The sequence below is a fragment of the Arthrobacter gyeryongensis genome, from assembly GCF_039543785.1.
In the GTDB taxonomy this organism is placed as follows: Bacteria; Actinomycetota; Actinomycetes; order Actinomycetales; family Micrococcaceae; genus Arthrobacter; species Arthrobacter gyeryongensis.
Genome location: NZ_BAABKK010000030.1, coordinates 116,689 through 134,417, shown reverse-complemented (window position 1 = coordinate 134,417; position 17,729 = coordinate 116,689). Strand labels below are relative to the sequence as shown.

Here is a 17,729-nt window from a genome sequence, read left to right as displayed (position 1 = left end):
GAAGCCACATGGAAATTCGAAGAAGTTTTCGATTAGCATTAGTGGGTGCCTAAAGCCGTAGCTGAAGTCCCCGCCGTCGAATCCTTCGCAAGCGTTACCTCGCATCAACCTGCCACGCCGGTAAGACATGACCTGTCCCGGCTCGTGGTCAAGGGAGCGCGTGAACACAACTTGCGCAACGTCGATCTTGACCTTCCCCGTGACGCCATGATCGTTTTCACGGGCTTGTCAGGATCAGGCAAGTCGTCCTTGGCCTTCGACACCATCTTCGCCGAGGGCCAGCGCCGGTACGTGGAGTCCTTGTCGGCCTATGCCCGCCAGTTCCTGGGCCAAGTGGACAAACCGGACGTGGATTTCATCGAAGGCCTTTCCCCGGCGGTCTCGATCGACCAGAAGTCGACGAGCAAGAACCCGCGTTCCACCGTGGGCACCATTACTGAGATCTACGACTACATGCGCCTTCTCTGGGCACGAGTCGGCCGGCCGCATTGCCCGGTGTGCCACGAACCGATCACGCGCCAGACGCCGCAGCAGATCGTCGACCAGCTGCTCGAACTCGAATCCGGAACCCGCTTCCAGATCCTTGCTCCCGTTGTCCGCGGACGCAAGGGTGAATTCGTCGAGCTCTTCAAAGAGCTCACCGCCAAGGGATACTCACGTGCCCGGGTGGACGGAGATCTCGTCCAGCTGAGCGATCCGCCCAAGCTCGGCAAGCAATTCAAGCACTCCATTGAAGTGGTGGTGGACCGGCTGGTGGTCAAGGAAGGGATCAGCCAACGGCTGACCGACTCGATCGAAACCGCGCTTGGACTTGCGGAAGGCCGGGTGCTGGTCGAGTTCGTGGATCTCGACGCCGAGGACCCCGCACGGATCCGGGCCTTCTCCGAAAACCTTGCGTGCCCCAATGAGCACCCGCTGGCCATCGACGAAATCGAGCCCCGCTCCTTCTCGTTCAACAACCCCTTCGGCGCATGTGCCGCCTGCAGCGGCATCGGCACCAAGCTTGAAGTCGATGAAGAATTGGTGGTCCCCAACCCGGAACTTTCCTTGAACCAGGGGGCCATCGCGCCTTGGTCGCTGGGTACTGCCACCACGGAGTACTGGAACCGGCTCCTTGAGGGCCTGGCCTTGGAGCTCGACTTCTCCATGGACACCCCGTGGGAGAAGCTGTCGCAGGAAGTCCGGCAGACGGTGCTGCATGGCAAGGACCACAAAGTAGTTGTCCAGTACCGCAACAGGTTCGGCCGGGAGCGCAAGTACAGCACCGGCTTCGAAGGCGCGATCCAGTACGTCCACCGCAAGCACGGCGAGACGGATTCCGACTGGGCACGCGACCGCTACGAAGAGTACATGCGGCAAGTTCCCTGCCCTGCCTGCAACGGTGCCCGGCTTAATCCGGCGTCGCTGTCCGTTCTGATCAACGGCAAGTCCATCGCCGAAGTGGCAGCCCTTCCGATGCGTGACTGCGCCGATTTCCTCGGCAGCCTCACTCTCACCGACCGCGAGGCCCAGATTGCCCACCAGGTTCTCAAGGAAATCCAGGCACGCCTGACGTTCCTGCTCGATGTGGGGCTCGAATACCTGAATCTCGAACGGCCGTCCGGGACCTTGTCCGGCGGTGAGGCCCAGCGCATCCGGCTTGCCACGCAGATCGGCTCCGGCTTGGTCGGCGTCCTGTATGTCCTGGACGAGCCGTCCATCGGGCTGCACCAGAAGGACAACCGCCGCCTCATCGAAACGCTCACCCGGTTGCGCGATCTCGGCAACACGCTGATAGTCGTCGAACACGACGAAGACACCATCCAGGAGGCCGACTGGGTGGTGGACATCGGACCTGGCGCCGGCGAGCACGGTGGCCAAGTGGTGCACTCCGGTTCTTACAAGGAACTCCTGGAAAACACGAACTCGCTGACCGGCGACTATTTGTCCGGACGGCGTAAGATCGACATCCCGGCGAAGCGACGCAAGTATGACAAGAAGCGCGAGCTCAAAGTCATCGGCGCACGCGAAAACAACCTGAACAACGTTGACGCCACGTTCCCGCTGGGTCTCTTCACGGCCGTCACGGGCGTCAGTGGTTCAGGGAAGTCCACCTTGGTGAACGAGATCCTCTACAAGGTTCTCGCCAACAAGCTCAACGGTGCAAAGCAGGTCGCCGGCCGGCATCGTTCCGTGGCAGGCCTTGAGCACCTCGACAAGGTGGTCCACGTGGACCAGAGCCCTATCGGGCGGACCCCGCGTTCCAACCCCGCCACGTACACCGGGGTCTTCGACAATATCCGGAAGCTTTTCGCGGAAACCACCGAAGCCAAGGTCCGCGGATACCAGCCTGGCCGCTTCTCCTTCAACGTCAAGGGCGGCCGCTGTGAAGCATGCTCCGGCGACGGCACCCTGAAGATCGAGATGAACTTCCTGCCGGACGTATATGTTCCGTGCGAGGTGTGCCATGGCGCCCGGTACAACCGGGAAACCCTCGAGGTCCATTACAAGGGCAAGACCATTGCGGACGTCCTCAACATGCCCATCGAGGAAGGTGCCGAGTTCTTTGCCGCTTTCACCCCCATCGCCCGGCATTTGAACACCCTCGTCGACGTCGGTCTCGGCTATGTGCGGCTCGGTCAGCCTGCCACTACGCTTTCCGGTGGCGAGGCGCAACGCGTGAAGCTGGCCTCGGAACTGCAGAAGCGTTCGAACGGCAGGAGCGTCTATGTTTTGGACGAGCCCACTACAGGCCTCCATTTCGAGGACATCCGCAAGCTGCTCATGGTGCTGCAGGGGCTGGTGGACAAGGGCAATACGGTCATCACCATCGAACACAACCTTGACGTCATCAAATCCGCCGACTGGATCGTGGACCTTGGCCCCAATGGCGGCTCAGGCGGCGGGCGCGTCGTGGCAACGGGCACGCCGGAACAGGTTGCCAAGTCCACGGAAAGCCATACCGCTACCTTCCTCGCGGAGATTCTCGGCTAGTCCCGTGTGAACGGCCGGGGAATATTTCGGGGACGATCGAAGTATTCCTTGGCCGGCATGTGAGTTTCAGGCATGCCTCAACTCGTGAGAAACTAACCCGGTGACTCAAACAATGGTGCCCGTAATCTTTGATCTGGACGGCACCCTTGTCGATCCTGCAGGTGGCATAACAGGCGGCATCGCCGCGGCCCTGGGCGAAATGGGCCTCCGTGTGCCGGATCAAGCCGTGCTGGACTCCATGGTTGGACCCAAGCTCAGCGATTCGCTGGAACACATTGCCGGGGTTCCCACAGGAAAAGTCGACGACGTCATTGGGCTGTACCGCAGCTATTACCGTTCCGTCGGAATCGCTCAAAGCCGGCTCTATCCTGGTATCCGGGAGCTCCTGCAGTTCTTCGCAGAATCGCGGCGGCCGGTTGCGGTGGCCACCCAGAAACCCCAAGGCTTGGCGCACATCGTGTTGGAGCACCACGGCATTGCCGGCTTCTTTGCCTCCATCTGCGGTGCGCCGGACGACGAGTCAATGGCCGCCAATACAGCTCCGGGTAAGGTGGCAATTGTTGGTGCCGCGCTGGCCACGTTGCGTTCCCAGCCTGCGGTGATGGTCGGAGACCGCCACCAGGATGTTGCCGGTGCCATGGCCAATGGCCTTGACTGCATCGGGGTCAGTTGGGGATTTGCGCCCGACGGCGAACTTCAGGAGGCAGGCGCCGTCGCCGTTGTGGACACGGCGGCACAGCTGCTGAAGAAGATCGAAGAACTTGACGCTGTCCGCGCGGCGGCCCTGAGCGAGGTGCAGAACGATGGAAGCCTTTGATGTCATCCGCTGGACCACGCGCGGACTGATTTCCAGCACTTGCCGGCCCACGGTCATCGGGCTGGAAAACGTGCCCAAGGAAGGGCCCTTCATTGTGGCCCCGAACCATTTGTCTTTTCTGGACAGTGTGATCGTCCAGGCCTTGATGCCGCGACCGGTGGGCTTCTTTGCCAAGGCCGAGTACTTCACCACCAAAGGCTTCAAAGGCCGCGCGATGAAGGCGTTCTTCCAGGCGGTTGGATCCATTCCGGTGGAACGCGGAGAGCAAGCAGCCAGTGTGCAGGCCCTCAAGACCCTCCTGGACATCCTGGAGAACGGCCGGGGCATCGGCATCTATCCGGAGGGGACCCGCTCCCGGGACGGCTTGCTCTACCGCGGGCGTACCGGGGTCGGCTGGCTCGCCCTGACTACGGGGGCGCCTGTGGTGCCGGTCGGCCTCATCGGCACGGACAAGCTGCAGCCCGTGGACCGCAACACCGTCCGTCCGCAGCATTTCACCATGAAGGTCGGCGAGCCGCTGTACTTCGAGAAGACCGGTCCGGACCATTCCCTGCCGGCCAGGCGCGAAGTCACTGACAAGATCATGGATGCCATAGCGGTATTGAGCGGCCAGGAACGTTCCACCAGCTACAACCAGAGCAAGTCCGCGGAGTAGCTTCGGCGGGCCGGCCGGCCCGTACGGGGGAGTGCGATTCCCTTACTAGACTGGATCTGTGGCAGATCCAGCGAGTTATCGACCCCAGACGGGAGAAATCCCCACCACCCCCGGCGTCTATCGGTTCCGGGATCCGCACGGCCGTGTCATCTACGTTGGCAAGGCGAAGAACCTCCGCTCCCGGCTGAACTCGTACTTCGCCAACCCTGCGGGCTTGCTGCCGAAGACGCATGCGATGGTGCACGCGGCCAGCAGCGTCGAATGGACGATGGTGGGCAGCGAACTTGAGTCGCTTCAGCTCGAATACACCTGGATCAAGGAATTCAAGCCCCGCTTCAACGTCGTCTTCCGCGATGACAAGACCTATCCGTACCTCGCCGTGAGCATGGGGGAGAAGCTCCCGCGGGTCCAGGTCATGCGCGGGGAGCGCCGCAAGGGCACCCGCTACTTCGGGCCGTACACGGCCGGCGCAATCCGCGAAACCATGGACACCTTGCTGCGGGTCTTTCCGGTCCGCAGCTGCAGTCCCGGCGTGTTGAAGCGCGCCCAGGCCAGCGGCCGGCCATGCTTGCTGGGCTACATCGACAAATGCTCGGCCCCGTGTGTCGGCCGTGTCACCGCCGAGGAACACCGGGCCATCGCGGAAGACTTCTGCTCGTTCATGGGTGGCGAAGCCAAACGCTTCATCACCCGCCTTGAAAAGGACATGGGCGCCGCCGTCGCAGAGCTGGACTACGAACGGGCAGCCCGGCTCCGGGATGACATCATCGCCCTCCGCAAAGTGTTCGAGCGCAACGCCGTCGTGCTCTCCGAAGACACCGACGCGGATGTCTTCGCGCTGCACGACGACGACCTCGAGGCTTCCGTGCAGGTATTCCACGTCAGGGGTGGCCGGGTGCGCGGCCAGCGCGGCTGGGTCGTGGAAAAAGTCGAGGACGCCACCACTCCGGAACTCATCGAGCACCTCCTGCAGCAGGTCTACGGAGAGGACAGCGACAACCAGGGCCGCATTCCGCGCGAAGTCCTCGTGCCGGAGATTCCGAGCAACCACCACGAACTGCTTGAATGGCTCGGCGGCCTCAGGGGCGCCAAGGTGGATATCCGGGTGCCGCAGCGCGGGGACAAGGCTGCCCTCATGTCCACCGTCCGCGAAAACGCCGAGCAGGCGCTGAAGCTTCACAAAGTCCGGCGGGCGGGCGATATCACCGTGCGCTCCCTGGCGCTCCAGGAACTGCAGGAAGCGCTCGATCTTCCCGTGCCCCTGCTCCGGATCGAGTGCTACGACATTTCCCATGTGCAGGGCACCAACGTGGTTGCGTCCATGGTGGTGGTGGAGGACGGCCTCCCCAAGAAATCCGACTACAGGAAGTTCTCCATCACGGGTGCGGCGGCAAGCGACGACACCGCTGCGATGCACGACGTCCTGACCAGGCGCTTCAGGCATTACCTGCAGGATAAGTCCGCCCAGCTCCCCAAGAGTGGAGAGGTTCCGCAGCCCGGCGCCGGGGAACCGTCGTCGCCGGATGATGCTGCCCTCACGGGAGCCAAGGCGAAATTCGCCTATCCGCCCAACCTCGTCGTCGTCGACGGCGGGCAGCCCCAGGTGAATGCCGCCGCACGGGCACTCGCGGAGCTGGGGATCGACGACGTTTACGTCGTGGGCCTGGCCAAGCGCCTCGAAGAAGTCTGGTTGCCGGACAGTGACTTCCCGGTGATTCTGCCCCGGACATCGCAGGGGCTCTACTTGCTCCAGCGCATCCGCGACGAAGCCCACCGTTTCGCCATCACCTTCCACCGGCAGAAGCGTGGAAAGGCGATGACGGTGTCCGCGCTCGACGGCGTTCCGGGCCTCGGCGAGGCCAAACGGAAGGCGCTCGTGGCGCATTTCGGTTCCCTCAAGAAGATCAAGGCGGCAACGGCCCTTGAGCTCACTGCCGCGAAGGGGATCGGCCCGGCCTTGGCGGAAGCGGTCGTCAGCCATCTGGCGGCAGCCGGCGCCTCCGGAGAAGCCGCTCCCGCAGTAAACATGACCACCGGCGAAATCCTTGAAATTTAGCTAGGGTAATAAGCGGACCCCTCGTCAAGGGGGCCGGTTATGGACCATCTCAGAAACGGGGAAACTTGATGTCAGAGTCAACAGCAGGATCCGGCGCGGAGCAGGACGGTCTCATCGCCGTCAAGCCTGTCGAAGCGGAACTGCTGGTGGTGACTGGCATGTCCGGAGCAGGCCGCAGCACCGCCTCGGACGCCCTGGAAGACCACGGCTGGTACGTCGTCGAAAACCTCCCGCCGCAGATGCTGGGGACGCTTGCCGAAATCGTCTCGCACGCGCCCCAGTCCATTCCCAAGCTTGCCGTCGTTGTGGACGTGCGCAGCAAAGGACTCTTCACCGATATCAGGACGGCGCTCGGCGCCCTCAGCGCCAGCGGAATCACTTTCCGCGTCCTCTTCCTTGATGCCAGCGACAACGTCCTGGTGCGGCGCTTCGAGCAGGGCCGCCGCCCGCATCCCCTCCAAGGTGGTGGCCGGATCCTGGACGGCATCGCGGCGGAACGCGACGTCCTGAAGGAACTCAGGGAATCGGCCGACGTGGTCCTGGACACGAGTACGTACAACGTCCACGGCCTGGCAACCGCCATCACCGAACTCTTCACCGACACAGGCCCTGTGGCGTTGCGCTTGAACGTCATGAGCTTCGGCTTCAAATACGGGCTGCCCGTGGACGCCAACTTCGTGGCGGATGCACGCTTCATCCCCAACCCGCACTGGGTTCCGAAATTGCGTCCGCACACGGGACTCGACGCCGATGTCAGCGACTACGTCCTGGGGGCCGCGGGCGTGAAGGACTTCGTTGACCGCTACGTCCTTGCCTTGGAGCCCGTCCTGGACGGCTACCGGACAGAGAACAAGCACTACGCCACCATCGCTGTTGGTTGCACGGGCGGCAAGCACCGTTCGGTCGCCGTCGCCGTCGAACTTTCCAAGCGGCTCGCGCAATATCCCCGGGTCACCGTCACCACAAGCCATCGCGATCTGGGTCGCGAATAATGGGGGTCCTGACCGGACCCCTGCCGCTGGTTCCACCGAAGGGCACCCCGGGCAGTCAGCCCGCCAAGGGCCCATCGGTTGTGGCACTCGGCGGCGGACACGGGCTTTCCGCGTCGTTGTCGGCGTTGCGGCTCCTGACCTCCGAGCTCACCGGGATCGTCACCGTTGCCGACGACGGCGGATCCTCCGGGCGGCTGCGCGAAGAGTACGGCGTCCTTCCGCCCGGCGACCTTCGAATGGCGCTGAGCGCCCTTTGTGACGACACCGATTGGGGGCGCACCTGGCGGGACGTCATGCAGCATCGCTTCAAGACTCCGAGCGGACACCGAGGCTCCTTGGACGATCACGCCATGGGGAACCTGCTCATCGTCACCCTTTGGGAGCTTCTGGGCGACGCAGTGGCGGGATTGAAATGGGCAGGCGCCCTTCTGGGTGCCCGTGGCCAGGTCCTCCCGATGTCCACCCAGCCGTTGAACATCGAGGGCGACGTCCGCGTGCCCTTGCCAGGGGGCGGGTACGAGTTCCAGGTCGTCAAAGGCCAGGCCAAGTGCGCCGTTGCCGGATCGCTTGAAAACGTGAGGCTCCTCCCGGAGGACGCGCGCGCGTGCATCGAAGCGCTGACTGCAATCGAGCTTGCGGACTGGATCATTCTGGGTCCCGGCTCCTGGTACACGTCCGTGTTGCCGCATTTGCTGTTGCCCGAAATGCGCCAGGCTTTGTGCGACACTCCCGCCAAACGCTGCCTCACCATGAACCTCGCCATGGACACCAAGGAAACCTCCGGGATGTCCGCCGCGGATCATCTGGATGCCCTGCGCCACTACGCGCCCGAGTTCAGCGTGGACGTCGTCCTGGCCGATCCGACGTCGATATCGGACGTCAAGGAGTTCGAACGCGCTGCCGGGATGATTGGTGCAGAGGTGGTCTTGGGTAAAGTGGGGGCGTCGAGCCGCCGTCCAGTCCACGACCCGCTGCGTCTGGCATCGGCGTACCACGATATCTTCGGGAATAGTTAGGAACATGCGATGGCACTGACCGCATCGGTCAAGGAAGAACTTTCCCGGCTGGACATCAAGAAGTCGTCCGTCCGCAAGGCCGAAGTCTCGGCCATGCTGCGTTTTGCCGGCGGACTGCACATCATTTCGGGCCGCATCGTGATCGAGGCTGAGGTTGACCTCGCCTCCACGGCGCGGCGGCTGCGCGCCGCGATCGCCGAAGTCTACGGGCACCAGAGCGAGATCATCGTCGTCTCCGGCGGGGGACTCCGCCGCGGTAGCCGCTACGTTGTCCGTGTAGTGCGCGACGGCGAATCCCTGGCCCGCCAGACCGGCCTCCTGGACGGCCGTGGACGGCCTGTGCGTGGCTTGCCGTCCGCCGTCGTCAACGGTTCGGCGTCGGACGCGGAGGCTGTGTGGCGCGGCGCGTTCCTGGCCCACGGATCCCTTACCGAACCTGGCCGGTCCTCCTCGCTCGAGGTCACGTGTCCCGGGCCGGAATCGGCGCTTGCCCTGGTGGGGGCCGCCCGTCGCCTCGGTATCCAGGCCAAGGCGCGGGAAGTGCGCGGCGTGGATCGCGTCGTCATCCGTGACGGCGACACCATCGCCGCGCTGCTCACCCGGATGGGCGCCCATGACGCCCTCATGGTGTGGGAGGAGCACCGCATGCGGAAGGAAGTCCGGGCCACGGCCAACCGCCTCGCGAACTTCGACGACGCCAACCTGCGCCGCTCGGCCCAGGCCGCCGTCGCGGCCGGCGCCCGCGTGGACAGGGCTTTGGAAATCCTGGGCGACGACGTTCCGGACCACCTCAAATACGCCGGTGAACTCCGGGTGGCCCACAAGCAGGCCAGCCTGGATGAACTGGGCCGGCTTGCCGATCCGCCCATGACCAAGGACGCCATCGCGGGGAGGATCCGCCGGCTCCTGGCCATGGCGGACAAGCGGGCCGGGGACCTGGGAATCCCGGGTACCGAGGCAAATGTGACCCCCGAAATGATGGACGAATAAAGGACCCGCCCTAGAATCGTCAGGGTGTAGATTTCCGGCCGGTTCGCCGGTCGGATGAACAAAACGAGAGTTACCAACCGGACCCCGGTCCACTACATTGGAGGATTTCGTGACAGAGTACGTACTGCCCGAGCTCGGCTACGACTATGCAGCACTTGAGCCGCACATTTCGGCGAAGATCATGGAGCTGCACCACAGCAAGCACCACGCTGCCTATGTAGCAGGCGCCAACAATGCTTTGGCCCAGTTGGCCGAGGCCCGCGACAAGGGCGACTTCGCCAACATCAACCGCCTCTCCAAGGACCTCGCGTTCCACACCGGCGGCCACATCAACCACTCCGTGTTCTGGAACAACATCTCCCCGGACGGCGGCGACAAGCCCGAGGGCGAGCTGGCTGCAGCCATTGACGACGCCTTCGGTTCCTTCGATGCATTCCGGGCCCAGTTCTCGGCAGCCGCGCTCGGCCTGCAGGGATCCGGCTGGGGCTTCCTCGCCTACGAGCCCATCGGCGGCAACCTCCTCATTGAGCAGCTCTACGACCAGCAGGGCAATGTCGCAGTCGGCACCACCCCCCTGCTCATGCTGGACATGTGGGAGCACGCCTTCTACCTGGATTACGTCAACGTCAAGGCTGACTACGTCAAGGCCTTCTGGAACATCGTCAACTGGGCCGACGTCGCGAAGCGCTTCGAGGCAGCCCGCGCGAACGCCACCGGGCTGATCGTTTTCTAGGGAACTCCGTCCGAACCGGTGAGTGACGCGGAATACACGGGGATGTAACAAACTTCACATTCAGGTGAATTTCGCCCAAATACCGGATTGTCTGCCCCCGCAGTTGCGGGGGCAGACGTAGTTAAACGTAAGATGGGTCACGGAAGGCGGTTAGCCTTCAGCAATGTGGCTGGTCGCCCTCCGATCTGATAATCACTTCTGCCCAATGATGTGCGGGAATTGTTAGTTGGAATCAAGATCCGACTCACTAGGTGTGCTTGCAAGAGCACCAAGGAGACTGAAATAGTGACCACCCGTATTGGTATCAACGGCTTTGGCCGCATCGGCCGCAACTACTTCCGCGCAGCACTCGCCCAGGGTGCAGACCTCGAAATTGTTGCGGTCAACGACCTCACGAGTCCCGAGGCACTTGCCCACCTTTTGAAGTACGACTCCGTCGGCGGTCGCCTGACCCAGACTGTTGAAGTCAAAGAGGGCAACCTCATTGTCGACGGCAGCATCATCAAGGTCCTTGCAGAGCGCGATCCTGCGAACCTCCCCTGGGGCGAACTGGGCGTCGACATCGTCATCGAGTCCACCGGCTTCTTCACCAAGGCTGCGGCCGCACAGAAGCACATCGATGCAGGTGCCAAGAAGGTCCTGATCTCCGCCCCCGCTTCGGACGAAGACATCACCATCGTCATGGGCGTCAACCACGAGCTCTACGACCCCGCTGCACACCACATCATTTCCAACGCTTCCTGCACCACCAACTGCCTCGGCCCCCTGGCCAAGGTCGTCAACGACGCCTTCGGCATCGAGCGCGGCCTCATGACCACGGTGCACGCCTACACGGCGGACCAGAACCTGCAGGATGGCCCCCACAGCGACCTCCGCCGTGCCCGCGCCGCAGCGATCAACATGGTTCCCACCTCAACCGGTGCTGCCAAGGCGATCGGACTCGTCCTTCCGGAACTCAAGGGCAAGCTTGACGGCTACGCCATCCGCGTCCCGGTCCCGACCGGTTCCGCCACGGACCTGACCGTCACGGTTTCCCGCGAAGTGACCGTTGAGGAAGTCAACGCGGCCCTCAAGGCTGCTTCGGAGACCGAGCAGTTCAAGGGCATCCTCAGCTACACGGCAGATCCGATCGTCTCTTCGGACATCGTCGGCGACCCCTCGTCTTCGATCTTCGACTCCGGCCTCACCAAGGTCATCGGCAACCAGGTCAAGGTTGTTTCCTGGTATGACAACGAATGGGGCTACTCCAACCGCCTCGTTGACCTCACGGAGCTCGTCGCATCCAAGCTGGGCTAGGGTAGACACATGACATCTCACACCCTCAACGAACTGATCGCTGAAGGTGTCCGCGGGCGGTACATTCTTGTCAGAAGTGACCTGAATGTGCCGCTCGACGGCTCTACGGTGACCGACGACGGCCGCATCAAGGCCTCCCTCCCGGTCATCGAAAAGCTCTCGGACGCCGGTGCCCGCGTGCTCGTCACGGCCCACCTGGGACGCCCCAAGGGCTCTCCCGAGGCCAAGTATTCGCTCAAGCCGGCTGTTGCACGGCTTGCGGAGCTCGCGCCATTCAAGGTCCAGCTCGCGGATGACACCGTTGGTGAGTCTGCCAAGGAGTTGGCCGGGTCCCTGGACGACGGGGACGTCCTGGTCCTGGAGAACGTCCGCTTCGACGCCCGCGAAACCAGCAAGGACGACGCCGAGCGCGGCGCCTTCGCCGATGAACTCGTGGCGCTGACCGGTGAGAACGGTGCCTTCGTGGATGACGCCTTCGGTGCCGTCCACCGCAAGCACTCCAGCGTGTACGACGTCGCCACGAAACTTCCTTCCTACCAGGGGGACCTCGTGCACACCGAGGTGGAGGTTCTTCGCAAACTCACCACGGATACCCAGCGCCCGTACGTCGTTGTTCTCGGCGGCTCCAAGGTCTCGGACAAGCTCGCGGTGATCGACAACCTCCTGGGCAAGGCTGACACCATCCTCGTCGGTGGCGGAATGCTCTTCACCTTCCTCGCAGCGGTTGGTCACAAGGTCGCGGGCAGCTTGCTTGAAGCTGACCAGATCCCCGTGGTCCAGGACTACCTCAAGCGGGCTTCCGACGCCGGTACCGCCTTTGTCATCCCCACCGACGTCGTGGTCGCAAGCCGCTTCTCCGCTGACGCCGAGCACGAAGTGGTCGCCGCGGACGCGATCGAGGATAGCTCGTTCGGCGCCTCAGGCATTGGCCTGGACATCGGACCGGTATCAGCAGCGGCTTTCGCCGAGCAGATCAAGGCCGCCAAGACCGTGTTCTGGAACGGCCCCATGGGCGTCTTTGAATTCGAAGCCTTCTCGGGCGGCACCCGTGCTATTGCCCAGGCTTTGACCGAGACGCCGGCATTCACCGTGGTGGGCGGCGGCGACTCCGCCGCAGCGGTCCGGACCCTCGGCTTTGAGGACTCCCAGTTCGGACACATTTCCACCGGCGGCGGCGCCAGCCTGGAATACCTTGAAGGCAAGGATCTTCCCGGCCTGAGCGTTCTGGACCGCTAAGGCTACAAGGCCGGCGGGGCGCCCTTCCTGGAAGGAAAGCGCCCCGCCGGCTTCCCTATCTCAACGCATCTTTGGAGCACACGTGACAACTTCTGCCAACGGAAACTTCATCCGCAAGCCCTTCATTGCAGGTAACTGGAAGATGAACATGGACCACGTCCAGGGCATCACTTTGCTGCAGAAGCTGGCATGGACCCTCTCGGACGCCAAGCACGACTACAGCCGGGTGGAGGTTTCGGTCTTCCCGCCGTTTACCGACCTCCGCGGTGTGCAGACCCTCGTCCAGGGCGACGAACTGGACGTCGTCTACGGCGGACAAGACCTTTCACAGTTCGACTCCGGGGCCTACACCGGCGATATCTCCGGCCAGTTCCTCAACAAGCTCGGTTGCGCCTACGTCCTGGTGGGCCACAGCGAACGCCGCACCATCCACAACGAGGACGACCAGGTCCTCAACGCGAAGGTCAAAGCAGCCTTCCGCCACGACGTCACGCCGGTCTTGTGTGTCGGCGAGGGCCTTGAGATCCGCCAGGCCGGCACCCAGGTGGAACACACGCTGGCCCAGTTGCGCGCCGGCGTCGACGGCCTCTCCGCAGATCAGGCAGGCGATCTGGTTGTCGCGTATGAGCCTGTCTGGGCCATCGGGACGGGCGAAGTCGCCGGCCCCGAAGACGCGCAGGAGATGTGTGCCGCGATCCGTTCGGAGCTCGCATCCTTGTTCGACGATGCCGTGGCCGCCAAGACCCGCCTCCTCTACGGCGGTTCGGTCAAGGCCAGCAACGCGGCAGCGATCATGGCCGAAAGCGACGTCGACGGTCTGCTGGTGGGTGGCGCGAGCCTGGACCCCGCCGAGTTTGCTAACATTGTCAGGTTCGAGAGCCACCTCAGCGCGGCTTAGTCCGTTTTAGGTTCCGCTCCCGTTTTCCGTTCTTCTGAAAGGCCGTCGTGGACGTTCTTCAAGTCATTCTGCAGATCCTGCTGGGCATTACCAGTCTTCTGCTGACGCTGCTCATCCTCCTCCACAAGGGGCGTGGCGGCGGGTTGTCCGATATGTTTGGCGGTGGCATGAGCTCAGGATTGAGTTCTTCAGGTGTCGCAGAGCGAAACCTCAACCGCTTCACCATCGTCTTGGGCTGCACTTGGGGCGTCGTCATCATCGGGCTTGGCCTCATCATGCGTTTCACCACGGGCGGAGACTCCTAGCACTGCCGCCGTCGGATCCTCGCACTCGAGGTGTCCTCTCATTAGACTAGGCTGCATGGCCTTCACCGCCATGCAGCCGAACTCTCAAGGGGATCGACGATGGTTCATGGTACTTCTGGATTCCGGGGCACACGGGCCGGCGTAACAGCCGGATCGGCCCCAAGGAACCAATCCGACTCTGTAGTTGGCGAAAACTTGCCGCGTATTCGTGTTCCCTATTGGTGCGCCAAGGGACATGAAACGCGGCTTGTTTTCGTTAAGCTCCCGGAAGATCAAATCCCGATCCGATGGGACTGCCCGAAATGTGGCCTGGTTGCCGTCCGCGAGCAGGGCGAAGCCACCATGGAACGTGCGGACGACGAAGTCTTCAAGAGCCACCTGGATTACGTTAAAGAAAGACGCTCCAGCCAAGACGCGGAGATTGTCCTGGCCGGAGCGCTCAAGCGGCTACGCGCCCGCGGGGTCCTTGCGGACGAGCTGCTGGGGGACACGTGAGGCTGCATTCTCATCGATGAGCCACAGGGTCCTCGAGCGGCCACTGGGACCTGCGGCGGGAACCTGGACCGGGTTGGCCCCGGCAAGGGCCAGTCCGACGGCTCCGGCCTTGTCCTCGCCTGCCACAACCATCCAGATTTCCTGGGCGGAGTTGATGGCGGGCAAGGTCAGCGAAATCCTCGACGGCGGCGGCTTGGGGGAGTTCTCGACCCCCACGACCGTACGGTCCTTCACCCGGATACCCGCTTGCTCAGGGAAGAGCGAGGCAATGTGTGCATCCGGACCGACACCGAGCAGCAGGATGTCGAAACGGGGCAACTCGCCGGCCTCCTCGGGACGGTTGTCCGAAGTGTCCGCGGCGTGCTCGGCTTCGGCCGCAGCCTTGAGCCGCGCCGCGTAGTCCGCCGCGGCCTCGTCCGCGGTGGCGAACTCGTCCGATGAGCCCGGTTCGTGCACGCGGGCCGGGTCCACCGGCAGGCTGGAGAGCAATGCCTCATGCGCTTGGACGGTGTTGCGGTCCCTGCTGTCCTTGCCGACGAAGCGCTCGTCGCCCCACCAGAAGTTCACCCGGGACCAGTCAACTGCGGGCGCAGCGGGCGAGTCGGCCACCGCTTTCAGGGTGCCGATGCCCACGGTTCCGCCGGTGAGGACCACAGTGGCTTCCCCGTGCTTGTCCTGGACGTCCACCAGCTTGGTGATGAGCCGTGCTGCGATCGCGGCCATAAGGACGGCGGAGTCGGGATGGATGCTTACTCTTGGGTCAGCGCTCACTGGGACGGTCACTCCTTGCTATTGGTTCGGGGCAGTCCCATAGTAATCACTTCTCCGAAGACATCGTCCGGATCAAGGCGGCGGAGTTCTTCGGCGAGGCAGTCCCGCAGGCTGCGGCGCGGCAGTGAAATCCGCTGGGCGGGCTGGCCCGGCTGGGTCAGCTCGGCGATGGTCAGGCCGGGACGGACCAGCTGGACGTCGCCTGTGGCGCGGCTCAGCCGTACCCTGCGGATGCCCGTTCCTGCCGGGTCGGCCACGATCTGGACCGGGGCGTCGAGGAAGAGCGTGAGCCAGGCGGCCAGCAAAAGCGTGCTCGGGGAGTCCGAAGCGCCTTCGACGGCGATGGCCGTGACGGGTGATTCGTCCACCTGGTCCAGGGCTGCCGCGAGCTGCAGGCGCCAGTTGGTCAGGCGTGTCCAGGCGAGGTCGGTGTCGCCTGCCCGGTACGTTTTCCGTATCCGGGCCAGCGCTGCCGCAGGGTCGGCCTCGTTGGCGGAGTCCGTGATGCGGCGGTGCGCTATGCGTCCGATGGACGTTTCGCAGGCGTTCTCGGGTGCTCCGTGCGGCCACCAGGCCACGATCGGCGCGTCCGGGAGCAGCAGTGCCGCGACGAGGGATTCGCTTTCCTTGGCGAGCTCGCCGTAGCCGCGCAGCACGATCACCTCGGAGGCTCCGGCGTCCCCGCCCACGCGGATCTGGGCGTCGAGGCGGTTGGGCGCTTCGCTGCCGGCGTCCGCGAGGACGATGATCCGGCAGGGGTGTTCGCGGCTGGCCTCGTTGGCGGCCTCGATGGCTTCTTCCTCGAGGCCGGACTTGGTGACCACCACGAGGGTCAGGACGCGTCCGAGGGCGATCACGCCTCCCTGCTCGCGCAGGGAGGTGATCTTTTTGGAGATCTTGGAGGTGGTGGTGTCGGGAAGATCTACGATCATGGCCTTCTCCAGGTTCGTCCGTCGCGGGCAAGCAGCTCGTCGGCCGAGGCCGGGCCCCAGCTGCCGGGAGCGTAGGGTTCGGGCTGTTCGTCGAGTCCGGCCCAGTATTCTTCGAAGGGGTCCAGGATTTTCCAGGACTCCTCGACTTCCTGGTGCCGGGGGAAGAGCGGGGGCTCGCCCAGCAGCACGTCCAGGATGAGGCGTTCGTAGGCTTCGGGGCTGGACTCCGTGAACGAGTGTCCGTAGCCGAAGTCCATGGTGACGTCGCGGACTTCCATCTGCGTGCCCGGGACCTTGGACCCGAAGCGGATGGTGGCGCCCTCGTCGGGCTGGACCCGGATGACCACGGCGTTCTGGCCGAAGTCGTCCTCGCCGTGGCCGCGGAAGAGCAGGTTGGGTGCGCGCTTGAACACCACGGCGATTTCCGTGACGCGGCGGCCAAGACGCTTGCCTGCCCGCAGGTAGAACGGTGCCCCGGCCCAGCGCCGGGTGTTGATGTCCAGGCGGATGGCCGCGTAGGTTTCGGTCTTGGAATCGGCGGGAATGCCGTCTTCCTCGAGGTAGCCCTGGACCAGTTCGCCGCCTTGCCAGCCGCCGGTGAACTGGCCGCGCGCGGAGTGGCTGGAGAGGTCCTCGGGGAGCCTGACGGCGGCCAGGACCTTTTCCTTTTCGGCACGCAGGTCATCGGCGTTGAAGGAGATGGGCTCCTCCATGGCCGTCAGTGCCAGCAGCTGCAGGAGGTGGTTCTGGATGACGTCGCGTGCCGCCCCGACGCCGTCGTAGTATCCCGCCCGGCCGCCGGTGCCGATGTCCTCGGCCATGGTGATCTGGACATGGTCGACGTAGTTGGCGTTCCAGAGCGGTTCGAACAGCTGGTTGGCGAAGCGCAGCGCCAGGATGTTCTGGACCGTTTCCTTGCCCAGGTAGTGGTCGATGCGGAAGACCGCGTCCGGCGGGAAGACGGACTCCACGATGTCGTTGAGCTTGCGCGCGGACTCCAGGTCGTGGCCGAAGGGCTTCTCGATGACCACCCGGCGCCACTGCCCGTCGCCGGCCTGCGCCAGCCCGTGCTTGGAGAGCTGTTGGCAGACCTGCTCGAAGGCCTTGGGCGGAATTGACAGGTAGAAACCGTGATTGCCGCGCGTGCCGCGGGTCTCGTCCAGTTCATCAAGGGTGGCGCCGAGGCGCTTGAACGCCTGGTCGTCGTCGAACTCCCCCTGCACGAAGCGGATGCCCTCGGAGAGCTGGTTCCAGACGGCGTCGTCGAACGGAGTACGGGAGTGCGCCTTGACGTTCTCCTTGACCTCGTCCGCGAAGTCCTCGTTGCTCCAGTCCCGCCGGCCGAAGCCGACGAGCGCGAAGCTCGGCGGCAACAGGCCCCGGTTGGCGAGGTCGTAGACCGCCGGCATGAGTTTCTTGCGGGCGAGGTCACCGGTGACTCCGAAGAACACCAATGACGAAGGCCCTGCGATGCGGTTCAGGCGCCGGTCCCGGGGATCCCGGAGGGGATTGCGGTGGCTTGCCTTTCCGGTGGACCTGTAACCGATTTGTGTTTCTGGCATGT

At 63.9% G+C, this 17,729-nt stretch carries 16 protein-coding genes; 13 read left to right on the top strand and 3 right to left on the bottom strand.

The window, feature by feature from the left end:
* Positions 1–45: 45 nt before the first annotated feature.
* The 13 genes from uvrA (at position 46) to ABEA18_RS19575 (ending at position 14,462) form a co-directional block, all read left to right on the top strand.
* Positions 46–2,973 carry an excinuclease ABC subunit UvrA gene (gene uvrA, locus ABEA18_RS19635; RefSeq protein ID WP_345451955.1) on the top strand — a complete coding sequence of 976 codons (2,928 nt, stop codon included), beginning with the start codon at positions 46–48 and terminating at the stop codon, positions 2,971–2,973.
* Between the two features lie 100 nt (positions 2,974–3,073).
* Entirely contained in the window at positions 3,074–3,790 is a 717-nt protein-coding gene (locus ABEA18_RS19630; RefSeq protein ID WP_345451953.1) for an HAD hydrolase-like protein, read from the top strand.
* The gene (locus ABEA18_RS19625; RefSeq protein ID WP_059389285.1) at positions 3,777–4,445 is read left to right on the top strand and encodes a lysophospholipid acyltransferase family protein; all 669 of its coding nucleotides are present in this window, start codon (positions 3,777–3,779) and stop codon (positions 4,443–4,445) included. Before ABEA18_RS19630 ends, ABEA18_RS19625 begins: the two co-directional genes overlap by 14 nt.
* Before the next feature lie 58 nt (positions 4,446–4,503).
* Positions 4,504–6,501: an excinuclease ABC subunit UvrC gene (gene uvrC, locus ABEA18_RS19620; RefSeq protein ID WP_345451951.1), complete on the top strand. Its 1,998-nt coding sequence runs from the start codon at positions 4,504–4,506 to the stop codon at positions 6,499–6,501.
* Between the two features lie 68 nt (positions 6,502–6,569).
* Positions 6,570–7,493 carry an RNase adapter RapZ gene (gene rapZ / locus ABEA18_RS19615; protein WP_345451948.1) on the top strand — a complete coding sequence of 308 codons (924 nt, stop codon included), beginning with the start codon at positions 6,570–6,572 and terminating at the stop codon, positions 7,491–7,493.
* The gene (locus ABEA18_RS19610) at positions 7,493–8,509 is read left to right on the top strand and encodes a gluconeogenesis factor YvcK family protein (RefSeq protein ID WP_345451946.1); all 1,017 of its coding nucleotides are present in this window, start codon (positions 7,493–7,495) and stop codon (positions 8,507–8,509) included. The genes rapZ and ABEA18_RS19610 overlap by 1 nt, the downstream gene beginning before the upstream one ends.
* A gap of 9 nt (positions 8,510–8,518) precedes the next feature.
* Positions 8,519–9,499: a DNA-binding protein WhiA gene (whiA, locus tag ABEA18_RS19605; RefSeq protein WP_345451944.1), complete on the top strand. Its 981-nt coding sequence runs from the start codon at positions 8,519–8,521 to the stop codon at positions 9,497–9,499.
* 109 nt (positions 9,500–9,608) lie between these two features.
* Complete coding sequence (locus ABEA18_RS19600; RefSeq protein ID WP_345451942.1) at positions 9,609–10,232, top strand: superoxide dismutase; 624 nt, start codon at positions 9,609–9,611, stop codon at positions 10,230–10,232.
* Between the two features lie 285 nt (positions 10,233–10,517).
* Positions 10,518–11,528 carry a type I glyceraldehyde-3-phosphate dehydrogenase gene (gene gap / locus ABEA18_RS19595; protein ID WP_345451940.1) on the top strand — a complete coding sequence of 337 codons (1,011 nt, stop codon included), beginning with the start codon at positions 10,518–10,520 and terminating at the stop codon, positions 11,526–11,528.
* Between the two features lie 9 nt (positions 11,529–11,537).
* Complete coding sequence (locus tag ABEA18_RS19590; protein ID WP_345451938.1) at positions 11,538–12,764, top strand: phosphoglycerate kinase; 1,227 nt, start codon at positions 11,538–11,540, stop codon at positions 12,762–12,764.
* Positions 12,765–12,846: 82 nt separating this feature from the next.
* Entirely contained in the window at positions 12,847–13,662 is an 816-nt protein-coding gene (tpiA, locus tag ABEA18_RS19585) for a triose-phosphate isomerase (protein ID WP_345451936.1), read from the top strand.
* A gap of 47 nt (positions 13,663–13,709) precedes the next feature.
* On the top strand, positions 13,710–13,967 hold the full coding sequence (gene secG, locus ABEA18_RS19580) for a preprotein translocase subunit SecG (RefSeq protein ID WP_234749463.1): 258 nt from the start codon (positions 13,710–13,712) through the stop codon (positions 13,965–13,967).
* Between the two features lie 99 nt (positions 13,968–14,066).
* Positions 14,067–14,462, top strand: a complete 396-nt coding sequence (locus ABEA18_RS19575) for an RNA polymerase-binding protein RbpA (protein WP_345451934.1) — start codon at positions 14,067–14,069, stop codon at positions 14,460–14,462.
* Here ABEA18_RS19575 and pgl read toward each other — a convergent pair.
* From pgl to zwf, 3 genes are read right to left on the bottom strand one after another with little or no spacing between them, the layout of a single operon-like run.
* Positions 14,415–15,233 carry a 6-phosphogluconolactonase gene (gene pgl, locus ABEA18_RS19570; RefSeq protein ID WP_345451932.1) on the bottom strand — a complete coding sequence of 273 codons (819 nt, stop codon included), beginning with the start codon at positions 15,231–15,233 and terminating at the stop codon, positions 14,415–14,417. The genes ABEA18_RS19575 and pgl overlap by 48 nt on opposite strands.
* Positions 15,234–15,241: 8 nt before the next feature.
* Positions 15,242–16,165 (bottom strand): glucose-6-phosphate dehydrogenase assembly protein OpcA, encoded by a 924-nt coding sequence (locus tag ABEA18_RS19565; protein WP_234749456.1) that lies wholly within the window; start codon positions 16,163–16,165, stop codon positions 15,242–15,244.
* Positions 16,162–17,727, bottom strand: a complete 1,566-nt coding sequence (zwf, locus tag ABEA18_RS19560) for a glucose-6-phosphate dehydrogenase (protein WP_345451930.1) — start codon at positions 17,725–17,727, stop codon at positions 16,162–16,164. The genes ABEA18_RS19565 and zwf overlap by 4 nt, the downstream gene beginning before the upstream one ends.
* Positions 17,728–17,729 lie beyond the last annotated feature (2 nt).